Here is an 18,659-nt window from a genome sequence, read left to right on the forward strand (position 1 = left end):
GTTCAGGAGCGCCCGTCGACGACATGCTCCGCCACATGCAGTTCGATGCCCGCTTGGCGCTGGAGATAGAAAATGATGCCGAAGAGATTGCGCGCCTGGGGATTGCCGCGCGGACCGAACATGCGGATCAGGCTCTTGGACGGCATCGCAGTGGCATCGGCGAGCTTCTCGAAGCCGATTGTCGCCTTGATGTAATCCCGCAGGATCGCCTTGCCGGCATCGACGTCCCCGGCGAGCATGGTATCCACGCCTTCCCGCAGCAGGGCGGTCGCAAACGACGGATCGTGCGCCACGCGGCGCTGGACGAGGTCCCTGAAGCTCTTCGTCACCGCCATCTCTCACACTCCACTCACCGTAACCTCGGCCGCCGTAGCTTGTACTCGGCCCACAAAGCCTTGGCGGTCTCGATGTCGCGCTGCTGGCGATGCTTGGTCCCGCCCGTCAACAGAATGATCAGGGTGTTGCCGTCACGACCGAAATAGACCCGGTAGCCGGGCCCCCAATCGATCCGATATTCGAGAACGCCGCGCCGACCGATTTGACGTTCCCGAGATTTCCCTGCTCCAGGCGCGCGAGAGCCACGGCGACCTTCGCCGCCGCCATGGAATCCAGGGCGGAGAACCACGCCTCGAAGGGACTGTCGCCGCCGGCATCGACAAAGTAGCGCAGGTCCATGGAGGCGGAAGGTAACACATAGGTTACCGTTTACCAAGTCGCTCTCTTCGATCGCGCCTGTCTCCGCCGCGACCGCTCACCCTTGCCAGAGCTGTCGGCGCGGGGCACCATCCGGCCCGCGCCGCCCCCCGGCCGCCGGTCCGCTCACGTCTCGATGGAGCCTCGTCCATGAAGTTCGGCGCGCACGACGCCCTGATCGTCGTCGATCTGCAATATGGCTTCATGCCGGGCGGGCACTTGCCCGTGCCGGGCGGCGACGAGGTGGTGCCGATCGTCAACCGCATCGCCCGGCAGTTCGAGAACGTCGTGCTGACGCAGGATTGGCATCCGGCGGGCCATTGGTCGTTCGCCTCGACCCATCCCGGCCGCAAGCCTTACGACATCGTGCCCATGGCCTACGGCGACCAGGTGCTGTGGCCGGACCATTGCGTCCAGGGTACGCACGACGCCGAGTTCCACGCCGACCTCGACATCCCATGGGCCCAATTGATCATCCGCAAGGGCTATCACATCGCGGTCGACAGCTACTCCGCCTTCCACGCGGCCGACCGCAAGACGCCGACCGGCCTCGCCTCCTACTTGCGCGAGCGCTCGATCGGCCGGGTCTTCGTCTGCGGCCTCGCCACCGATTTCTGTGTCGCCTGGACGGCGCTCGATGGCAGGGCCGCGGGCTTCGATGTCACCGTGATCGAAGACGCCTGCCGCGGCATCGACGTCGCCGGCTCGCTCGACAAAGCCTGGGCCGACATGGCCGCCGCCGGCGTGGAGCGCCACTCGTCCGCGGCGTTGGGGGTGTAGGGGAAGCCGGTATTCTCAAGCGAGGCACGTTCCTCGCGATTGTCCCTGAAGGACTCGTCCTATCCGTAGTCTTCCCCGGCCTTGTCCCGGGGACGCAGGGCCGCGCGCCTTGTTCTCCGCCCCTGGGTCCCCGCCACAAGGGCGGGGACGACGACGGAGGGCGGGGGAGCACGCTCCGAGCAGACGTGGCGGCGGGGCGCGTCCCGCCGGCGCCTCGGCAGCGCCTCACAGCCGCCATCTCGCCTTCTCCGCCCCTCACATCACCGGTACGGCGTTCGGCTCCGTCGGCAGCGGATCGACCGCGTCGGGGTCGCGCTTCTTGTCGATGAGGCGCCCGGTTTCGACGTCGGTCGGCGTCTCGGGCGTCTTTTCTGTGCCGGGGTTGACCGGCCGCGGCCGGTCCTCGGGCTTGCGGTCGGGCAATTCGGTCGGCATGTCCGCCTCCTCTGGTGTCGTGCTCTCAGAGGCTAACGGCGGGTCTGCGGACGGGTTCCGAACGCGACGCGCGGGTTCGGTGTGGCCGCGTCGCCGACCATCGGCACGTCCCTTTCGACACTGCCGCGGCCCTGCAGCCACAGCGCGACGAGCCAGCACACCATCGCCCACGCCGCCCCGAGGCACCAGCCGCCGAGCACGTCGGTCGGCCAGTGGACGCCGAGATAGATGCGGCTCACCCCGACGAGAAGCGTCGTCACCACCGCGAGCCCGATGACGAAGATCTTGGTGCGCCAGCGTGGCTCCACCCGGGCGATCAGCGCGCCGAGGGTGAGGTAGGTGACCGCCGACAGCATGGCGTGGCCGCTCGGGAAGCTCGCGGAATAGACTTCGACCGCATGGGGCACGAGATCGGGACGCGGCCGGTCGAAGCCCAGCTTGAGAACGCTGCTCAGGAGCGCGCCGCCGCCGATCGAGACGGCGACGAGAAGGGCCGCCGAACGCCGGCCCGACAGCGCCAGGAAGCCGCACACCGCAAGCGTGACATAAGCGAGGATCGCCGTGCTGCCGAGCGCGGTGACGTCGCGCGCCACCTCCTCGACCCAGATCGGGCCGATCGGGTCGGCGTGGTCCGCCGGCGCGCGCAAAGCGAGCAGGATCGCCGAATCGAAGGCGCGGGTATCGCCCTCCATCACCTCGTCGGCGAGGTGGGTGAAGACGAACAGGCCGAGCGCCGCGACGAAGATCGCGACGAGCAGCGAGAATTCGCGCGGCGTCGTCGGGCGGTGCATCCACAGCCGCGTACCCCATCGCTTCAGCATGTCTCGCCCCTCTCCATCCGCTCGCGCACCGCAAGCTCCGCGGCGGGCAAGCGGATGACCTGCGAAGATGGCATCGGCGCGGCGGCGCCTCAGCGGTCTTCGAGCGCCTGCTCGATGCGCGAGACGACGGTCTTCAGCACCTTCACCCGGGCATAGTGCTTGTTCTCCGCCTCGACCAGCGTCCACGGCGCGTAGGTGGTGCTGGTGCGGTCGACCATGTCGGTGATCGCGACCTCGTAGGCCGGCCACTTGTCGCGGTTGCGCCAATCCTCCGGGGTCAGTTTGAAGCGCTTGAAGGTCGTCTGCTCGCGCTCCTCGAAGCGGCGTTTCTGCTCGTCCTGGCTGATCGCGAGCCAGAATTTCACGACCAGGAAGTCCGACTGGTGCAGTTCGCTCTCGAAATCGTTGATCTCGTCGTAGGCGCGCCGCCAGTCCGCCTCGGTGCAGAAGCCTTCCACCCGCTCCACCAGCACGCGGCCGTACCAGGAGCGGTCGAAGATGCCGATGTGGCCCCGGGCCGGCAGGTTGCGCCAGAACCGCCAGAGATAGGGCCGGACCCGCTCTTCGTCGCTCGGCGCCGCGACCGGGTGCACGGCGAAGCGGCGCGGATCGAGCGCCTGGCGCAGCCGCATGATGGCGCCGCCCTTGCCTGCCGCGTCGTTGCCTTCGAACACGCAGACGACGCCGAGATTCTGGAACGCCTTCGAATGCACGAGCTCGCGCAGGCGATGCTGCGCCTTCGGGAGCTCCTCGTCATAATCGTGTTTGTCGAGCGCCTTGGTCAGGTCGAGGCTCGACAGGATCGAGACCCGCGGCACCGCCGGCGCCGTGGTGCTGATGGTCGCGGCGCTCGGCGCCTCGCTCGGGACCGGCACGGTCGGATCCGGCCGGTTCGCCCGCTTCAGGGCATCGAGCAGGAGGCCGCCGATCGCCGCCGCGCGATAGTCGGGGTCGGACGCCGGCACCACGTTCCACGGCGCGTTCGCCGTCGAGGTCAGGTAGGCGAGGTTCTGGGCGATCTCCTGGAATTTTTGCCGCTGCTTCGGCTTGCTCACCGCATCCCATTCGATGATGAGGGACTGGTCGATGTCGATGCCCTTACGCGCCTTCTCGCGGCGCCGCGCCGCTTCCTCCGGCGGCACGTAGAGCCACAGCTTGAGGAGCTCGACGCCTTCGGAATGGAGCATCGCCTCGAACCGGTTGATCTGGTTGAGGGCATGCTCGAAGGCGAACGTGTCGATGAGGCCGCCGGCATGGGCGAGCAGCGCCATGTGATACCAGGAGCCCAGCACCACGCCGACCTCGCCGTGGGCCGGCATGTCGCGCCAATATTTCCACAAGGGCGGCCGCCGCCGCTCCTCGTCGTTGACCCGCTCATAGGCGAGCGTCTTGACGTGCCGCGCGTCGAGCCAGCGATAGATGAGGTTCGTCACCGCGCCCTTGCCGGACCCGTCCGGTCCGTTGACGAGCACGAGAACGGTCCGCCGCTTCTGCTGCACCAGTTCGAACTGCTGGTCGAGCAGGTCGTCCCGGAGCTTGGGCTCCATCTCCTTGAAGGTCTTCTTGTCGAGCTTGTGCTCCAGCAGTGCGGAATCGAACATTCGGCCCCCTTCGGGCTGCTATCGTTTCGTCGCGTGGGCGGGGTGCGTGACGCAGACCGTCACTCGTTCTTGCCCCACACCAGGAACAGGCCCGCGTCCCCAGGGAAGCCGCCCGGAAACTCGAGAATCTGGCCGGAGATCGTGAAGCCATGCGGCTTCAGCTCCGTCTCGTAGCGACGATAGATTTCAGCAGGCTCTCCGCGCAACGTCGAAGGCCATTCCGGATCGGGCACGTTGATCGCCCGGCCGCCGTCGGTCAGGAGTTCGGACGGGAAGCGGATCAGCAGAAACTCCGTCTCGCCGCGCTCGGCTGCTTCGCGGGCATGGTGCAGCAGCGTCTGCCATTGCTGATCGGTGACGTGGTGGGAGGTGAGATCGGCCACTTCGGCCTGCTTCTCCGTCCGCAATTCCGCACTATGTCCTTCGCGGGCCTTGCGATCCTCGCCCGCATGAGCGCCGACGATCTTGCGGAAGGCGTCTGCCGAAACGCTGTCGACGGGCTCTGCCGCCACCGGCCTGCCGAGAACGACGATGCCGGGTGAGGTGGCAACCGGCGCCGAATAGCTGCTATCGACCTTGCGGATGGTATCGATGAGGCTGCCGAGCAAGCCCGGCTTCGGCCCCTTCTGGGCATCCGACAGCGCGGCGAAGGCCCGGACGATATCGGCACGGCTGACGATGCCGACGACCTTGCCGTCGCGCAGCACCGGCACGCGCTTGATGTGGTGCCCCTGAAGGAGCGTCGCCACCTCGCCGAGATCGGTATGCTCGTCGACGGTCACGACGGGCGCGCGCATCACCGAGCGCACCGGCCGCTCCGTCTTACCGAGGGTCTCGAGGAAGGTCTGACTCAAGGTCTCGCCTTCGGCGAGGAGCGTCAGCCACCAATCCCGACGCTCGGCGCCGCCATGGGTCTCGATATCCGCCATCAGGTCGCCTTCGCTGACCATGCCGACCGGAGCACCCGTCGCGTCGACCACCGGAACGGCGCTGATGCCGTGTTCGACCAGGGTCCGCGCCACCTCGCGGGTGGGCGTTTCCGGTGAAACGCTCACCACCGTCCGCGTCATCACTTCGAAGGCGCGCATCATCATCTCCTTTTGGGGCACTCGCCCTGCTTGCGTCTCGCGGACCGCTTCGCTTACCGAGCCGCCCCACGATCGCATGACAGGGAAGCCGCGAAGAGAGGCCCCTGTCATTGAAGCCGCTCAAATATCCGTTGCCGGGATCGCTCCGCGCGCGGCGTGCACCATCGCAGCAAGGATGGCCGTCGATCTCTTCACGCGGAACCGTCCGCGGCCGGCTGCCGGCTCTCACGCAGATAGCGGCTCGGCGGCGCGCCGAGCATGCGACGGAACATGGTGGTGAAGGCCGCCACGCTGTCGTAGCCGAGATCGAGCGCCACGCTGGTGACCGGTTCTCCCCCAGCGAGCCGCGGCAGGGCGGCGAACAGGCTCGCCTGCTGCCGCCAGGCCGAGAGCGAGAGACCGGTCTCGCGGCGGAAGGCGCGGGTGAAGGCGCGCCGGCTCATCGCCGCCGAATCCGCCCACGCATCGATGGTGGCGCGCGGCGACGGCGCATCGAGAAAGGCGTTGCACAGCGCGGCGAGCCGCTCGTCCGCCGGGAACGGGAGGCCGAGCGGCCGCTCGGGAAGCCGCGGAATTTCGTCGAGGATGAGCGCCATGACGAGGGCCGAGCGGGTGCCAGGTGCCGGGGCCGGCGGCAGCTTGACCGCCTCGACGACGAGGCTGCGCATCAGGTCGGTGAAGCCGACGACCCGGCTCCGGGTCGGCAGATCGGCGATCGCCTCCGGGCGCACATAGACCGAGCGCATGCTGACGCGGCCGCGCATGATCACCGAATGCTCGGTCTCCGCCGGCACCCAGAGGGCATGATCGGGCGGCACCATCCAACGCCCGTCGACGGTCGTCACCACCACCACACCGCTCAAGGCATAGAGGAGCTGCGCCCGGCTGTGGCGGTGCGGCGGCACGCGGTGCTCGGCCGGATATTCGCTCGCGAGCGCGACGATGGCGCCGCCGAGCCCCTCCAGCCAGGCGATCTGGCGGCGGTGATCCTCGTCGGTCCACCCCGACGAGGCGACTGGCAATCCGCTGGATGTGATCGCAAACCCACTCATCGCTGGCCCACTCGAACAAGACATAGACCAGAGCACGAAAGCAGGACAGCAGCCAATCGCTATCGTGCGATCACCGGCGCCGGCGCGTCTTCGCCCGCATCCGGTCGATGGAGTTTTCCCCGTGTCCCAAACGACAGCGACGGCCGATCACGCGGCCGCAGACCGCACTGCATTCGCCATCCTCGCCGCCATCAGCTTCTGCCACCTGCTCAACGACATGATGCAGTCGCTGATCGCGGCCCTCTATCCGATGCTGAAGACGAACTATCAGCTCGATTTCGGCCAGATCGGCCTGCTCACCTTCACCTTCCAGTTCACCGCGTCGCTGCTTCAGCCGCTCGTCGGCATGTTCACCGACAAGCGGCCGCAGCCTTATTCGCTGTCGATCGGCATGGGCTTCACCCTGGTCGGGCTCATTCTGCTCGCCTTCGCCCATCATTTCTGGCTGCTGCTCGCCGCCTCGGCGCTGGTCGGCATGGGCTCGTCGGTGTTCCACCCGGAATCCTCGCGCGTGGCGCGCATGGCGTCGGGCGGCCGTCACGGCCTGGCGCAATCGGTGTTTCAGGTGGGCGGCAATTTCGGCACGGCGCTCGGGCCGCTGCTCGCCGCCTTCGTCGTGCTGCCGCGCGGCCAGTCGAGCGTCGCCTGGTTCTCGTTCGCGGCCCTCGTCGCGATGATCGTGCTGTGGCAGGTCGGCAATTGGTACGTCCAGCACCGCGCCGTGAACGCCAAGCGCCCCCGCTCGACGCCCGCCGTGACGCTGCCGCGGTCGCGCGTGATCCTGGCGCTGCTGGTGCTCGGGATCCTGGTGTTCTCGAAGTATGTCTACATGGCGAGCCTATCGAGCTACTACACCTTCTACCTGATCCATAAGTTCCACCTCGCCATCTCCGACGCCCAGTTGTTCCTGTTCCTGTTCCTCGGGGCGGTCGCGGCCGGCACCATCATCGGCGGGCCGATCGGCGATCGGTTCGGGCGGAAATATGTGATCTGGGGCTCGATCCTCGGCGTGCTGCCGTTCACCCTCGCGCTTCCTTACGCGAACCTGTTCTGGACCGCGGTCTTGAGCGTCGTGATTGGCCTCGTGCTCGCCTCGGCCTTCTCGGCGATCATCGTGTTCGCCCAGGAGCTGGTGCCCGGCAAGGTCGGCATGATCGCCGGCTTCTTCTTCGGCTTCGCCTTCGGCGTCGGCGGCATCGGCGCGGCGGTGCTGGGCCACGTCGCGGACGTGAAGGGCATCGACTTCGTCTACGACGTCTGCTCGTTCCTGCCGCTGCTCGGCCTGCTCACGGTGTTCCTGCCGAACATCGAAGGCCCGCGGGCGGGAAAGCGGGCACCGTCCGCGACGCCGGCGACGGCCCGCGCCTGACGGGCGCGCATCGCGATCCGGGACGGCGGCCTTCCCCGCCGTCCCCCCTCATCGCGGCAGGCCCTCGATGCCGCCGCGGCCACGCGCGCCATAGGCCCGCCGATCATAAGAGCGGCTGAGGCATTCGAGCCCGAGATCGCGGGCGAGATGCGGGCTCAACGTCGCCGGATCGAGCCGCGTCGCGGTCGCCCGCGACAGGCCGAACCAGACGAGGCTGCGCAGATCGGGCCACCAGCCGAGCTTGATCTTCAGGGGTTCCGGGAGGCATTCTGTCGAGAGAGCCATGGTCGGACGCTCCAGCGTGAGGACGATGTCATCCTCGGGTGATGCGCCCTCCGCCGCGTGCTCTCAAACGCGATTTCCGGATGGAAGCATAAGCCCTCTTTATCGATGAAGCGCGCGCTCCCACCCCTCAACGCCATCCGCGCCTTCGAGGCGGCGGCCCGCCACGAGAGCTTCACCCGGGCGGCCGAAGAGCTCGGGATGACCCAGGCGGCGGTGAGCTATCAGATCAAGCTGCTCGAAGAGCGCCTCGGCGCCGCGCTGTTCCGCCGCCTGCCGCGGCGGGTCGAACTCTCGGCCGAAGGGCGGCGGGCGCTGCCCCTGGTGACGGAGGCATTCGACACCCTCGCCGAGGCGTTCTCGACCGTGCTCGACGAGCGCAATCCCGTGCTCTCGATCACCACGCTGCAGACGCTCGCGGTGCGCTGGCTGGTGCCCCGGCTCGGCGCCTTCCAGCTCGCCCACCCGGAGATCGCCGTCCGGCTCGACGCCTCCAACCGGCTCCTCGATTTCGACCGCGACGACATCGACGTGGCGATCCGCTCCGGGAGCGGCGAGTGGCCGGGAACGGTCGCCCACCGGCTGTTTCCGATCGATTTCACCGTCGCCGTCAGCCCCGCGCTGCTGGCGCGCCACGGACCGCTCGAGAGTCCGGCCGACGTTTTGCGCCTGCCTTTGGTCTCGCCGACCGATCCCTGGTGGCGGCTTTGGTTCGCGGCCGCCGGCCTGCCCGACGCGGAGACGGACGGTCGCCGCGCCCTGTCGCTCGGCGTGCAGCAGCTCGACGCGACAGCGGTGCTCGCCGGAGCCGGCGCCGGCCTTCTTTCGCCCCTCTATTTCCGCGAGGAATTGCGCGACGGCCGCCTCGTGCAGCCCTTCCCGATCGTCGCGCTGGAGCCGAACCGGTTCTATTGGCTGGTCTATCCGAAGGCCCGCCGCAACGCGCCCAAGGTCCGCGCCTTCCGCGACTGGGTGCTCGCACAGATCGGCGAGAGCGAAGCGGAACGAAACACCGTCCCCACAATTTACCCGCAATGACCTCCTCGTGAGGCCGTTCGGGCGTGAGCGGACTGGAGCGCATGTCGAGTATCGCTGTCGAGGAGAGCGCGCGTACGCGCGACGGAGAGGCCCGCGCACGGCGCAATCTCGCCGCGCTCAATTTCTTCATGGCCGACATGCAAGCCGGCATCGGCCCGTTTCTCGGCGTGTTCCTGCAGCAGCGCGGCTGGAGCGCCGGGCCGATCGGCACCATCATCTCGGTCGGCGGCATCGCCGGCCTCCTCGCCACCGCCCCCGCCGGGGCGATTGTCGACCGGTCGAACGACAAACGGGTGCTGATCGCCGTCACCGGCGTCGCGACCGTCGCCTCCTCGCTGATCCTGCTGTTTTCCCAGACCGGCCTCGCCGTCACCGCGAGCCAGATCGCACACGCCCTCGCCGGCGCCGCGATCGGTCCCGCGGTCACGGGCATGACCCTCGGAATCGCGCGCCAGGCGGGCTTCAACGCCCTGAACGGGCGCAACCAAGCCTGGAACCACGCCGGTAACCTGGTCGGAGCCGCGTTGTCCGGCTGGCTCGGTTGGCTTTACGGCATGGCCGCGGTGTTCTGGCTCTCGGCCCTGTTCGGGCTCTTCGCCATCGTCGCGGCGCTGCGCATACCCGCGCGCCTCATCGACAACCGCGCCGCACGGGGGCTCTCCGAAGCCCACCAAGGCGGCACGCCCGGCGAGGGCATGCTGTCGCTCCTATCGAACCGACCTCTGCTCATCCTCGCCGCCGCGCTCGCCTGCTTCCATCTCGGCAACGGTGCGATGCTGCCGCTCTACGGCATGGCGGTGGTCGGCGCCGGCCACGCCGAGGCGGCGAGCTTCACCGCGCTCACCATCGTCGTCGCCCAGGGCGTGATGATCGTCGCCTCGCTGATCGCCATGCGGATGGCCTCGCGACGCGGCTATTGGCTCGTGCTGCTGATCTCGTTCGCCGCGCTGCCGCTGCGCGGTCTCCTCGCCGGCGGCGTCATCGAGCCGTGGGGCGTGTGGCCGGTGCAGGCCCTCGACGGCATCGGCGCCGGCTTGCAGAGCGTCGCGGTGCCCGGGCTCGTCGCCTGCCTGCTGGAGGGCACGGGGAGCATCAATCTCGGCCAGGGCACGGTGATGATGGTGCAGGGCCTCGGTGCCTCGCTGAGCCCGCTCATCGGCGGCTGGATGGCGCAGGAGATCGGCTACCGGCCGACCTTCGTGATCCTCGGCGGCTTCGCCGTCCTGTCGCTCGCCCTGTGGGTCGGCTTCGCCGGGCGGCTGCGGCCGCTCTGCGGCGGCGTCCCGCGATAGCCCCGAATCGAAACGGCCGCCCCGAAGGGCGGCCGCTTGAAAGCGTCGGGGAGCGTTCGGCCGGCTTAGCGGTCGAGCCCCTTGTTGCGGGCGGCGAGCAGGCGCAGCCGCAGCGCGTTGAGCTTGATGAAGCCCTGGGCGTCCTTCTGGTCGTAGGCGCCGGCGTCGTCCTCGAACGTCACGATCTTGGTCGAATAGAGCGAGTTCGGGCTCTCGCGGCCGATCACGATGACATTGCCCTTGTAGAGCTTGAGGCGGACCCCGCCGGTCACCGCGCCCTGACTCTTGTCGATCAGCGCCTGGAGCATCTCGCGCTCCGGCGAGAACCAGAAGCCGTTGTAGATGAGCTCCGCATAACGCGGCATCAGCTCATCCTTCAGGTGCGCCGCCCCGCGATCGAGGGTGATCGATTCCATCGCCCGGTGGGCGACGTGCAGGATGGTGCCGCCGGGCGTCTCGTAGACGCCGCGCGACTTCATGCCGACGAAGCGGTTCTCGACGAGGTCGAGGCGGCCGATGCCGTTCGCCTTGCCGAGCTCGTTGAGCTTGGCGAGCAGCGTCGCCGGCGACAGGCGGACGCCGTCGATCGACACCGCGTCGCCATGCTCGAAGCCGATCTCGATCACGGTCGCCTGATCCGGCGCCTCTTCCGGCGACAAGGTGCGCTGGAAGACGTAGGCCGGCGGCTCCTCCGCCGGGTCCTCGAGCACCTTGCCCTCGGACGAGGAGTGCAGCAGATTCGCGTCGACCGAGAACGGCGCCTCGCCGCGCTTGTCCTTGGCGACGGGGATCTGGTTCTTCTCGGCGAAGTCGATGAGGTCGGTGCGCGACTTGAAGGTCCACTCGCGCCACGGGGCGATCACCCGGATCTCCGGCTCGAGCGCATAATAGGAGAGCTCGAAGCGGACCTGGTCGTTGCCCTTGCCGGTCGCGCCGTGGGCGACGGCATCGGCGCCGGTTGCCCGGGCGATCTCGATCTGACGCTTGGCGATCAGCGGCCGCGCGATCGAGGTGCCGAGCAGATAGACGCCCTCGTAGAGCGCGTTGGCGCGCATCATCGGGAAGACGAAATCGCGGACGAATTCCTCGCGCAGATCCTCGACGAAGATCTCGCGGCAGCCGAGCAATTCGGCCTTCTTGCGCGCCGGCTCCAGCTCTTCGCCCTGGCCGAGGTCGGCGGTGAACGCCACCACCTCGCAGCCGTAGGTCGTCTGAAGCCACTTGAGGATGATCGAGGTGTCGAGGCCGCCCGAATAGGCAAGCACGACCTTCTTGACGTCGCCGCTCACGCGCATGTTCTCCTTTAAGCCTATTCCTATCGGCCGGAGCCGGGCTCGGAGCGATGGGAATAGGCTCGCCGAAGGTCAGCGGGAGAGAAAATCCCGCCTCATCGCCGGGCGGCATCCGCGGCGCCGTCGCGCTCCCATGAGGAGCCGCGCGCAGGCAGCCTTTCGTCCGGGCAGCCCTGCAACCCGGAAATGGGAGCCCACCCCGGTGGGGAGGGCTCGTCGCGCAGCCGAGGCCGCCTTTTCCCCGCGGATTTCGATCCGGCGGCGGGCAGGCGGCGTTCGGGCTCAGCCTTCGCTCTTGACCTCGAGGATCTGGCGACCGCGATACATGCCGGTCTTCAGATCGACGTGGTGCGGACGGCGCAGTTCGCCCGAGTCCTTGTCTTCGACATAGGTCGGGGCCTTCAGCGCGTCGGCCGAGCGGCGCATGCCGCGCTTCGACGGCGAGGTCTTTCGTTTCGGAACAGCCATGTTTCGTCTCCGGTGCCGACGCACTGAATTCGGGTCGCCGGAAGTGCGCGACCGGCGTCGAGCGTCGTTGACCCTAAGGGATGAGCGGGCCTTATACAGGGCCGGATGCGCCTTGGCCAGCACTTTGGCAGGCGAAAAGCGTCGTTTTCCCCGCGCCGCCCGGCCGCGCCGGGTCTCCGGATCGAGAACTGGCTCGCCGATCCGGACACCGAATGAGCCCGTCCGGAAGCGGAGGCGCCGCCCCCTAATCCAAAGCCGGCAAACCCTCCAGGTCGGGGAGCACGGCGGTGGCGGGCAGATCAAAATATTCGTCGGGCTGGCCGGTGCGGTTCACCCAGACGGTGCGGAAGCCGTAGGCGGTCGCACCGGCGACGTCCCAGCGGTTCGACGACTGGAACGACACCGCCTCCGGATAGACCCGGAACGCCGTGGTGACGAGATCGTAGACCTCCGGCGCCGTCTTGTAGCGGCCCACGGCATCGACCGAGATGACCTCGTCAAGCACGCCGTCGAGGCGGGCATTCGAGACGGCGCTCGCGAGCATCTTCGGGGAGCCGTTCGAGAGAATCGCGAGGCGGGCGCCGGTCGCCTTGAGGCTCGTCAGCACCTCGTAGACTTCCGGATAGACGTCAAGGGTGCGGTAGGCGTCGAGGAGGGCGTCGCGCAAGGCGGGGTCGGCGCTCGGAACCGCGGCGAAGGCATAATCGAGCGCGTCCTCGGTGAGCCGCCAGAAATCCCGGTAGCGGCCCATCAGGCTGAGAATCCAAGAATATTCGAGCTGCTTGCGGCGCCACAGATCGGACAGCCGGTCGGCGTCCTCCCCGACCGCGGCCGCATGACGGCGCACCGCCGCATGGACGTCGAACAGCGTGCCGTAGGCGTCGAACACATAGACGGATGTGGGCATGGGCGACTCCGTTCGCGGCGTGCGTTCGGACGGCCCCCGACGGCGCTGCGCGCCGGCCGCCACGGGACCGGACCGAGGCGAAAGCAGGATCCGGCCTCGGCATCGGTTCGGCAAGCCTGATGCGCGGGCCGCGTCGAAAGGCCTCCGGCCCGACGGCTGCGGAACCTCTCGATTTCGAGACGATTGAAAAGGCGGGGGCCGGTTGCCGCTCGACGGCGGAACCCCTATGGTCCCTCGCGCCCGTCGCGCCCCGCTTCGCGACCTCGCCGGCCCTTTAACCCGGCTTTGACGGAAGGAGATTTCCGATGGCCTTCGAACTCCCCGAACTGCCTTATTCCTATGACGCGCTCCAGCCCTTCATGTCGGCGGAGACGCTCGAATTCCACCACGACAAGCACCACCTCGCCTACGTGAACAACGGCAACAACCTGCTGAAGGGTACGGAGTTCGAGGGCAAGAGCCTGGAAGAGATCGTGAAGGGCAGCTACGGCAAGAATGCCGGCCTCTTCAACAACGCGGGCCAGCACTACAACCACATCCACTTCTGGAAGTGGATGAAGAAGGACGGCGGCGGCAAGAGCCTGCCGGGCAAGCTCGCGGCGGCGGTCGACAGCGACCTCGGCGGCTACGACAAGTTCCGCGCCGACTTCATCGCCGCCGGCACCACCCAGTTCGGCTCCGGCTGGGCCTGGCTCGCCGTGAAGGACGGCAAGCTCGAGATCGCGAAGACGCCGAACGGCGAGAACCCCCTCGTCCACGGCGCCACGCCCATCCTCGGCGTCGACGTGTGGGAGCACTCCTATTACATCGACTACCGCAACGCCCGCCCGAAGTACCTCGAGGCGTTCGTCGACAGCCTGATCAACTGGGACTACGTCCTGGAGCTCTACGAAAAGGCCGTCTGAGCCTCTTCATCCGAGCCGAGAATGGAAAAGGGCGCCGTCGGGCGCCCTTTCTTTTTCGAACCGAGACACGCGGACCTCCTCCGCCTTCCGCACGTCCCCGTTCGGTCCCCCGCTTTGATTCATGCCCCCCGATATGTCGGGGTGGTAAGGGGCCGGACGTCAGCCCTGCTTGCAGGAATTCTGGACGATCGTGCCCTTGGCAGCCTTCGAGTTGACCTTCGAAAGCCAGGTCTGGCAGGTCGCCTGGTCCGGGAAGCAACCGCGAGCCGCCCAGCCGAGCGACGGATGGGTCGAAGCGCGGTAGGCGAAGTAGCCGAACCACGGGCCGGTCGGGTTCTCGGCACAACCCGGCGTGGTGGAGGCCGCGGGGCCCGGAGCGTTGGTGGTCGGAAGCGGGCCATCGGCCGCCGAGGCGGCGGAGGCGGCAATGGCGAGCGCAAAACCGGCGCCCAGCGCCAGGATCTTGGATGCTTTCAGCATGGGGAGGCTCCAAAAGCAGGAACGAACGGGGCGCTGATCGCGGACTCGTCCGGCCGGGCTCATGCACGGCACGTCGTTGTGGCAGCTACGCATTACAGCTTGTGGACGGCTTCATGACGGGCACGTAACACCCGCCATCCGCGCAGCGCCTCCATATCCACTTGAAATTAAATGATAAATTGAATTTATATCAAACCGTTCACATCGCGACGCCACGGCGCCCGCGAAGCGCCGGCAAATCGCCGCAATCGGACGCGCCTCGCCCCCTCACTGTGCAGGGCGCGGATCGCAAGAATTCTGCACAATCCGGCCCGTGAAGAAGCTGGTGGTGCGCAACCGCCACGCGTCGCAAGCCTGCTTGGTCGGAAAACAACCGATGAACGAGAGCGGGATCATGCCGGTCGCCCAGTCGTTGTCGGTCTCGCCGGATACACGTCCCTTCCAGGCATAGCCGGGGTTGTCTTTGCAGCTCGGCGTCGCAGCCTGATATTTCGCCGCGTTGTATTGGACCCAGGCGAAGGCGGGGCTGGCGGCAACGCTCGCCGCGGCGGCGAGGGCGAAGGCAACGAAGAGACGGGACGACATCGGGTGGCCTCAAGGCGAAGGGCGGACGGAGGAATCAGGTGGAGCGACGTTCGCAGACATTCTGCGAAAGCGGGCTCGCGATGAAGGAGATCGCATAATCGCGCCAGAGATTGCAGGTCTTCAGGTCGGGAAAACAGCCGACGAAGGCGCCCGAGGTGCCGTGGCTCTGAGACAGCCCGCTGCTGCCGATGAACTTGCCGGCGACGCGGCCGATCCACGGATAGGTCGGATTGAGGTCGCAGGACGGCGTCGCCGCCTTCATGCGCGCGATTGCGAAGGGCGGCGTGTCCGCACCGAGACAGCCGGCGAGCGCCACGGCCGCAGCGGCGACGAGGGCAAGCGACGGCGTCAGTCGCCGCGCGCGGCGGACGGAAACGGAGGCGGTCATGGCCGGAACCCTTTGCTGCACGTGCTGTAATAGAGATATTCCGGCCAGTCGCTGTTCATCCAGTAGAGCCAGTTGCGGCAATCGACCTCGCGCAGGAAGCAGACCGACTGGAAGGTGACGACGGTGCGGTCCCAGAGCGTCGTCCGGCTGCCGCCGAAGCGGCCCCACCATAGCCGCTGGGGTCCATAGATGGCGGCGGCGCTGCCGCATTCGAGAGGATAGGGCCGCGGCTTGATCGGCGGCGGCGGCTCGGCCGCCCAAGCCGGGCCGGCCACGACGGCTGCGAGCAGCGCAGCGGCTAGAATGCGCGTCGGTGCGCCGCGTGCCGCCCTCTTTCTCGCCCGCCTCATCTCGCTCCTCCGCCCCGGGTTCGTGCCCTCGGGACTCAACGTCCCACGCGCTCCAAAGGATGCAACAAATCCGGCGGCGCAGGGACCGACACGAAAGAACCGCCCCGAAGGGCGGTTCCCGAGCGTTCGGACCATCGGCTCCTCCGGCTCAGAGGCCGGCGCGCCCCGCGATCCAGAGCGCGAAGGATTGCACGAAGGCGATCTCGTCGAGCCGTTCGAAGCGCCCGCCCGCGCCGCCGTGCCCCGCGTCCATGTTGGTGCGGAAGACGAGCGGGTTCGTATCGGTCTTGGTGGCCCGCAGTCGCGCCACCCACTTCGCCGGCTCCCAATAGGTGACGCGCGGATCGGTCAGGCCGGCGAGCACCAGCATCGCCGGATAATTCTGCGCCGCGACGTTGTCGTAGGGCGAATAGGCCTTGATCCGGCGATAGGCCTCGACATCGGCGATCGGGTTGCCCCATTCGGGCCATTCCGGCGGGGTGAGCGGCAGCGTCTCGTCGAGCATGGTGTTGAGCACGTCGACGAACGGCACCTCGGCGACGATCGCGGCGAAGAGGTCCGGCGCCATGTTGGCGACGGCGCCCATCAGCATGCCACCGGCCGAGCCGCCCTGGGCCACGATTCGGCCGCGGGCGGTGAAGCCCGTGCGGGCGAGGTGCTCGCCCGCCGCGATGAAGTCGGTGAAGGTGTTCACCTTGCGCTCGCGGCGGCCGTCCGCATACCAGTGGAAGCCCTTGTCCTTGCCGCCGCGGATGTGGGCGATGGCATAGACGAAGCCGCGGTCGACCAACGACAGGGCGTTGGTCGAGAACGAGGCCGGGATCGCGATGCCGTAGGCCCCGTAGCCGTAGAGCAGGCAGGGGGCGGAGCCGTCGAGCGGCGTGTCGCGGTGGTGTAGCACCGAGATCGGCACCGTCTCGCCGTCCGGCGCGGTCGCATAGAGCCGGCGCGTCACGTAGAGCGCCGGATCGTGCCCCGACGGCACCTCCTGCTCCTTGCGCAGCACCCGCTCGCGCGTCTCCATGTCGTAATCGTAGACGCGGGCCGGCGTCGTCATCGACGAATAGGAGAAGCGCAAGGTGCGGGTGTCGCACTCGTAGCCGTCGACCATGCCGAGCGAATAGGCCTCCTCGTCGAAGGCGATGGCATGCTCGGCCCCGTCCTCGAGGCGGCGGATGACGATGCGCGGCAGGCCGTTCTCCCGCTCCAGCCGGGTGAGATGGCCGGCATAGGTGGTGTGGCTCAGGATCAGCCGGCCGCGGACGTGCGGCACGAGATCGGTCCACGTCTCGCGGCCCGGCGAGGCGACCGGGGCGGTGACGATCTTGAAGTCCTCGGCGTCGTCGGCGTTGGTCAGGATGACGAACCGGTCACCGCCGCCGTGGTCGAGGGAATAGATCTCGCCCGTCTTGCGCGGCGCCACCAGCACGAGCCCGGCGTTCGGCGCCTCGGTGTCGAGGATCAGCGTCTCGGAAGTCTCGTGGTCGTGGACGTCCACGGTGACGAAGCGGCGCGACTGGGTCTGCCCGACCGAGACGAAGAAGCCGGGATCGGCCTCGCGATAGACGAGCTCGTCGCTCTCGACGGGCGTGCCGAGCCGGTGGCGATGCACCGAGGCCGGCCGATGCTCGGCATCGAGGCGAACATAGAGGAGGCTCGTCGGCGTCTCCCACAGGAAGCTGCCGGCCGTTTCGTCGATGATGTCGGCGAGCTCCGCCCCGGTCGCGAGATCGCGCACATGGATGCGGAAGACCTCGCCGCCCGTCTCGTCGACGGCATAAGCGAGGCGGGCATGGTCGGGGGCGTGATCGGCACCGGCGAGGCGGAAATAGGCCTTGCCCTGCGACAGCGCATCGCCGTCGAGCAGCACCTCTTCGACCCCGCCATCGCGCGGCGTGCGCACGATCAGCGGATGCTCGCCGCCGAGCCGATAGCGCGTGGCGTAGGAATAGAGACCGTCGGGCGCCGGCACCGACGAATCGTCTTCCCGGATCCGCCCGCGCAGCTCGGCGACGAGGGCCGCCTTGAGCCCGTCGAGCGGCCCGAGGACAGCCGCCGCGTAAGCGTTCTCCGCCTCGAGATAGGACCGGATCTCCGGTTCGAGGACGGAGGGGTCACGCATCACCGCCCGCCACTCGGCGCTGCGCAGCCACGCATAATCGTCGACGCGGCTGTCGCCGTGCTGCTCGAGCGTGACGGGGCGCGGCTCAGCCCGGGGCGGCCGGACGGCGGTGGCGGAGGCGGTCGGATCGGGGCGTTCGGTCATTGATCGTCCGGTTCGAGCTTGAGGGCGACGCCGTTGGTGCAATAGCGCAGGCCGGTCGGGCGCGGGCCGTCGGGGAAGACGTGGCCGACATGGGCGTCGCAGCGGGCGCACAGGATCTCGGTGCGGACCATGCCGAACGAGGTGTCGGTGCGCTCGGCGATGGCGCCGTCCTCGGCGGGGGAGAAGAAGCTCGGCCAGCCCGAGCCCGATTCATATTTCGTCTCGGAGCGGAACAGCGGCGCACCGCAGCACACGCAGGCATAGGTGCCGGTGCGCTTCTCGTCGAGATAGGGGCCGGTGAAGGCGCGCTCGGTGCCGTGCCGGCGCGTCACCCGGAATTGGTCGGGGGTGAGCTCGGTCGCCCATTCGTCGTCGCTCTTGCGGATCTTGTCGGGGGCTTTCGTCTCGGACATCGCGGGTGTCCTCCATCGGGCGGGGCTGCGGACCGGGCACCGGAGGCTAACGCCGCGTCGGGCCGTCGCAGGGTCAGGCCACACATAGGTGGCGCGAGGCGCCGGGGCAATCGGGGGACGCGCGAGCGCGCTCGCGCGCGGCCAGATCGGCCGC

General features: G+C 68.2%; 23 protein-coding genes. 5 read left to right on the forward strand and 18 right to left on the reverse strand.

Annotation, left to right across the window (positions count from 1 at the left end; genetic code table 11):
• Positions 1-2: 2 nt before the first annotated feature.
• From F0357_RS06060 to F0357_RS25135, 3 genes are read right to left on the reverse strand one after another with little or no spacing between them, the layout of a single operon-like run.
• Positions 3-335 carry a transcriptional regulator gene (locus tag F0357_RS06060; RefSeq protein WP_153479528.1) on the reverse strand — a complete coding sequence of 111 codons (333 nt, stop codon included), beginning with the start codon at positions 333-335 and terminating at the stop codon, positions 3-5.
• Positions 336-349: 14 nt separating this feature from the next.
• The gene (locus F0357_RS25130; RefSeq protein WP_312861685.1) at positions 350-538 is read right to left on the reverse strand and encodes a type II toxin-antitoxin system RelE/ParE family toxin; all 189 of its coding nucleotides are present in this window, start codon (positions 536-538) and stop codon (positions 350-352) included.
• A complete protein-coding gene (locus tag F0357_RS25135; protein WP_312861725.1) occupies positions 454-675 on the reverse strand; it encodes a hypothetical protein in 222 nt (73 codons plus the stop codon). The genes F0357_RS25130 and F0357_RS25135 overlap by 85 nt, the downstream gene beginning before the upstream one ends.
• 168 nt (positions 676-843) lie before the next feature.
• On the opposite strand from F0357_RS25135, the gene pncA reads away from it, so the two are divergent.
• On the forward strand, positions 844-1,473 hold the full coding sequence (pncA, locus tag F0357_RS06070; RefSeq protein ID WP_153479529.1) for a bifunctional nicotinamidase/pyrazinamidase: 630 nt from the start codon (positions 844-846) through the stop codon (positions 1,471-1,473).
• Positions 1,474-1,728: 255 nt separating this feature from the next.
• Here the strand turns inward: pncA and F0357_RS06075 are convergent, their stop codons facing one another.
• The 5 genes from F0357_RS06075 to F0357_RS06095 all read right to left on the reverse strand — a co-directional run bounded on the left by F0357_RS06075 (position 1,729) and on the right by F0357_RS06095 (position 6,470).
• Positions 1,729-1,908 carry a hypothetical protein gene (locus F0357_RS06075; RefSeq protein WP_153479530.1) on the reverse strand — a complete coding sequence of 60 codons (180 nt, stop codon included), beginning with the start codon at positions 1,906-1,908 and terminating at the stop codon, positions 1,729-1,731.
• Positions 1,909-1,940: 32 nt separating this feature from the next.
• The gene (locus tag F0357_RS06080; RefSeq protein ID WP_208948240.1) at positions 1,941-2,729 is read right to left on the reverse strand and encodes a phosphatase PAP2 family protein; all 789 of its coding nucleotides are present in this window, start codon (positions 2,727-2,729) and stop codon (positions 1,941-1,943) included.
• 89 nt (positions 2,730-2,818) lie between these two features.
• The gene (gene pap / locus F0357_RS06085; RefSeq protein WP_153479531.1) at positions 2,819-4,330 is read right to left on the reverse strand and encodes a polyphosphate:AMP phosphotransferase; all 1,512 of its coding nucleotides are present in this window, start codon (positions 4,328-4,330) and stop codon (positions 2,819-2,821) included.
• Positions 4,331-4,389: 59 nt separating this feature from the next.
• A complete protein-coding gene (locus F0357_RS06090; protein WP_153479532.1) occupies positions 4,390-5,418 on the reverse strand; it encodes a CBS domain-containing protein in 1,029 nt (342 codons plus the stop codon).
• Between the two features lie 191 nt (positions 5,419-5,609).
• Complete coding sequence (locus F0357_RS06095) at positions 5,610-6,470, reverse strand: AraC family transcriptional regulator (RefSeq protein ID WP_153479533.1); 861 nt, start codon at positions 6,468-6,470, stop codon at positions 5,610-5,612.
• A gap of 121 nt (positions 6,471-6,591) precedes the next feature.
• Between F0357_RS06095 and F0357_RS06100 the strand changes: the two genes are divergently transcribed.
• Complete coding sequence (locus F0357_RS06100) at positions 6,592-7,839, forward strand: MFS transporter (protein ID WP_312861476.1); 1,248 nt, start codon at positions 6,592-6,594, stop codon at positions 7,837-7,839.
• Between the two features lie 48 nt (positions 7,840-7,887).
• Here F0357_RS06100 and F0357_RS06105 read toward each other — a convergent pair whose 3' ends face one another.
• Positions 7,888-8,124, reverse strand: a complete 237-nt coding sequence (locus F0357_RS06105; RefSeq protein ID WP_153479535.1) for a hypothetical protein — start codon at positions 8,122-8,124, stop codon at positions 7,888-7,890.
• A 105-nt stretch (positions 8,125-8,229) separates the two neighbouring features.
• Here F0357_RS06105 and gcvA point away from each other — a divergent pair, with 105 nt between their 5' ends.
• Together gcvA and F0357_RS06115 are read left to right on the forward strand one after the other, a co-directional pair.
• Positions 8,230-9,159, forward strand: coding sequence for a transcriptional regulator GcvA (gene gcvA / locus F0357_RS06110; RefSeq protein ID WP_153479536.1), 930 nt, complete (start codon positions 8,230-8,232; stop codon positions 9,157-9,159).
• A gap of 41 nt (positions 9,160-9,200) precedes the next feature.
• Positions 9,201-10,451: an MFS transporter gene (locus tag F0357_RS06115; RefSeq protein WP_153479537.1), complete on the forward strand. Its 1,251-nt coding sequence runs from the start codon at positions 9,201-9,203 to the stop codon at positions 10,449-10,451.
• A gap of 65 nt (positions 10,452-10,516) precedes the next feature.
• On the opposite strand, the gene F0357_RS06120 is transcribed toward F0357_RS06115, so the two are convergent.
• From F0357_RS06120 to F0357_RS06130, 3 genes are all read right to left on the reverse strand, one after another.
• Positions 10,517-11,740: an argininosuccinate synthase gene (locus F0357_RS06120; RefSeq protein ID WP_312861477.1), complete on the reverse strand. Its 1,224-nt coding sequence runs from the start codon at positions 11,738-11,740 to the stop codon at positions 10,517-10,519.
• A 285-nt stretch (positions 11,741-12,025) separates the two neighbouring features.
• Entirely contained in the window at positions 12,026-12,211 is a 186-nt protein-coding gene (rpmF, locus tag F0357_RS06125; RefSeq protein WP_153479539.1) for a 50S ribosomal protein L32, read from the reverse strand.
• Positions 12,212-12,455: 244 nt separating this feature from the next.
• The gene (locus tag F0357_RS06130; RefSeq protein ID WP_153479540.1) at positions 12,456-13,118 is read right to left on the reverse strand and encodes a haloacid dehalogenase type II; all 663 of its coding nucleotides are present in this window, start codon (positions 13,116-13,118) and stop codon (positions 12,456-12,458) included.
• A 305-nt stretch (positions 13,119-13,423) separates the two neighbouring features.
• Here F0357_RS06130 and F0357_RS06135 point away from each other — a divergent pair, with 305 nt between their 5' ends.
• Entirely contained in the window at positions 13,424-14,023 is a 600-nt protein-coding gene (locus tag F0357_RS06135; protein ID WP_153479541.1) for a superoxide dismutase, read from the forward strand.
• Positions 14,024-14,182: 159 nt separating this feature from the next.
• Here F0357_RS06135 and F0357_RS06140 read toward each other — a convergent pair whose 3' ends face one another.
• From F0357_RS06140 to msrB, 6 genes are all read right to left on the reverse strand, one after another.
• Positions 14,183-14,503: a hypothetical protein gene (locus tag F0357_RS06140; RefSeq protein ID WP_153479542.1), complete on the reverse strand. Its 321-nt coding sequence runs from the start codon at positions 14,501-14,503 to the stop codon at positions 14,183-14,185.
• A gap of 267 nt (positions 14,504-14,770) precedes the next feature.
• A complete protein-coding gene (locus F0357_RS06145; RefSeq protein ID WP_153479543.1) occupies positions 14,771-15,088 on the reverse strand; it encodes a hypothetical protein in 318 nt (105 codons plus the stop codon).
• Between the two features lie 34 nt (positions 15,089-15,122).
• The gene (locus F0357_RS06150) at positions 15,123-15,476 is read right to left on the reverse strand and encodes a hypothetical protein (protein WP_153479544.1); all 354 of its coding nucleotides are present in this window, start codon (positions 15,474-15,476) and stop codon (positions 15,123-15,125) included.
• Positions 15,473-15,826: a hypothetical protein gene (locus F0357_RS06155; protein WP_153479545.1), complete on the reverse strand. Its 354-nt coding sequence runs from the start codon at positions 15,824-15,826 to the stop codon at positions 15,473-15,475. The genes F0357_RS06150 and F0357_RS06155 overlap by 4 nt, the downstream gene beginning before the upstream one ends.
• 148 nt (positions 15,827-15,974) lie before the next feature.
• A complete protein-coding gene (locus F0357_RS06160; RefSeq protein ID WP_153479546.1) occupies positions 15,975-18,092 on the reverse strand; it encodes a S9 family peptidase in 2,118 nt (705 codons plus the stop codon).
• Positions 18,089-18,505 (reverse strand): peptide-methionine (R)-S-oxide reductase MsrB, encoded by a 417-nt coding sequence (msrB, locus tag F0357_RS06165; RefSeq protein WP_153479547.1) that lies wholly within the window; start codon positions 18,503-18,505, stop codon positions 18,089-18,091. Before msrB ends, F0357_RS06160 begins: the two co-directional genes overlap by 4 nt.
• Between the last annotated feature and the right edge of the window lie 154 nt (positions 18,506-18,659).

Source organism: Segnochrobactrum spirostomi (genome assembly GCF_009600605.1).
Lineage (GTDB): Bacteria > Pseudomonadota > Alphaproteobacteria > Rhizobiales > Segnochrobactraceae > Segnochrobactrum > Segnochrobactrum spirostomi.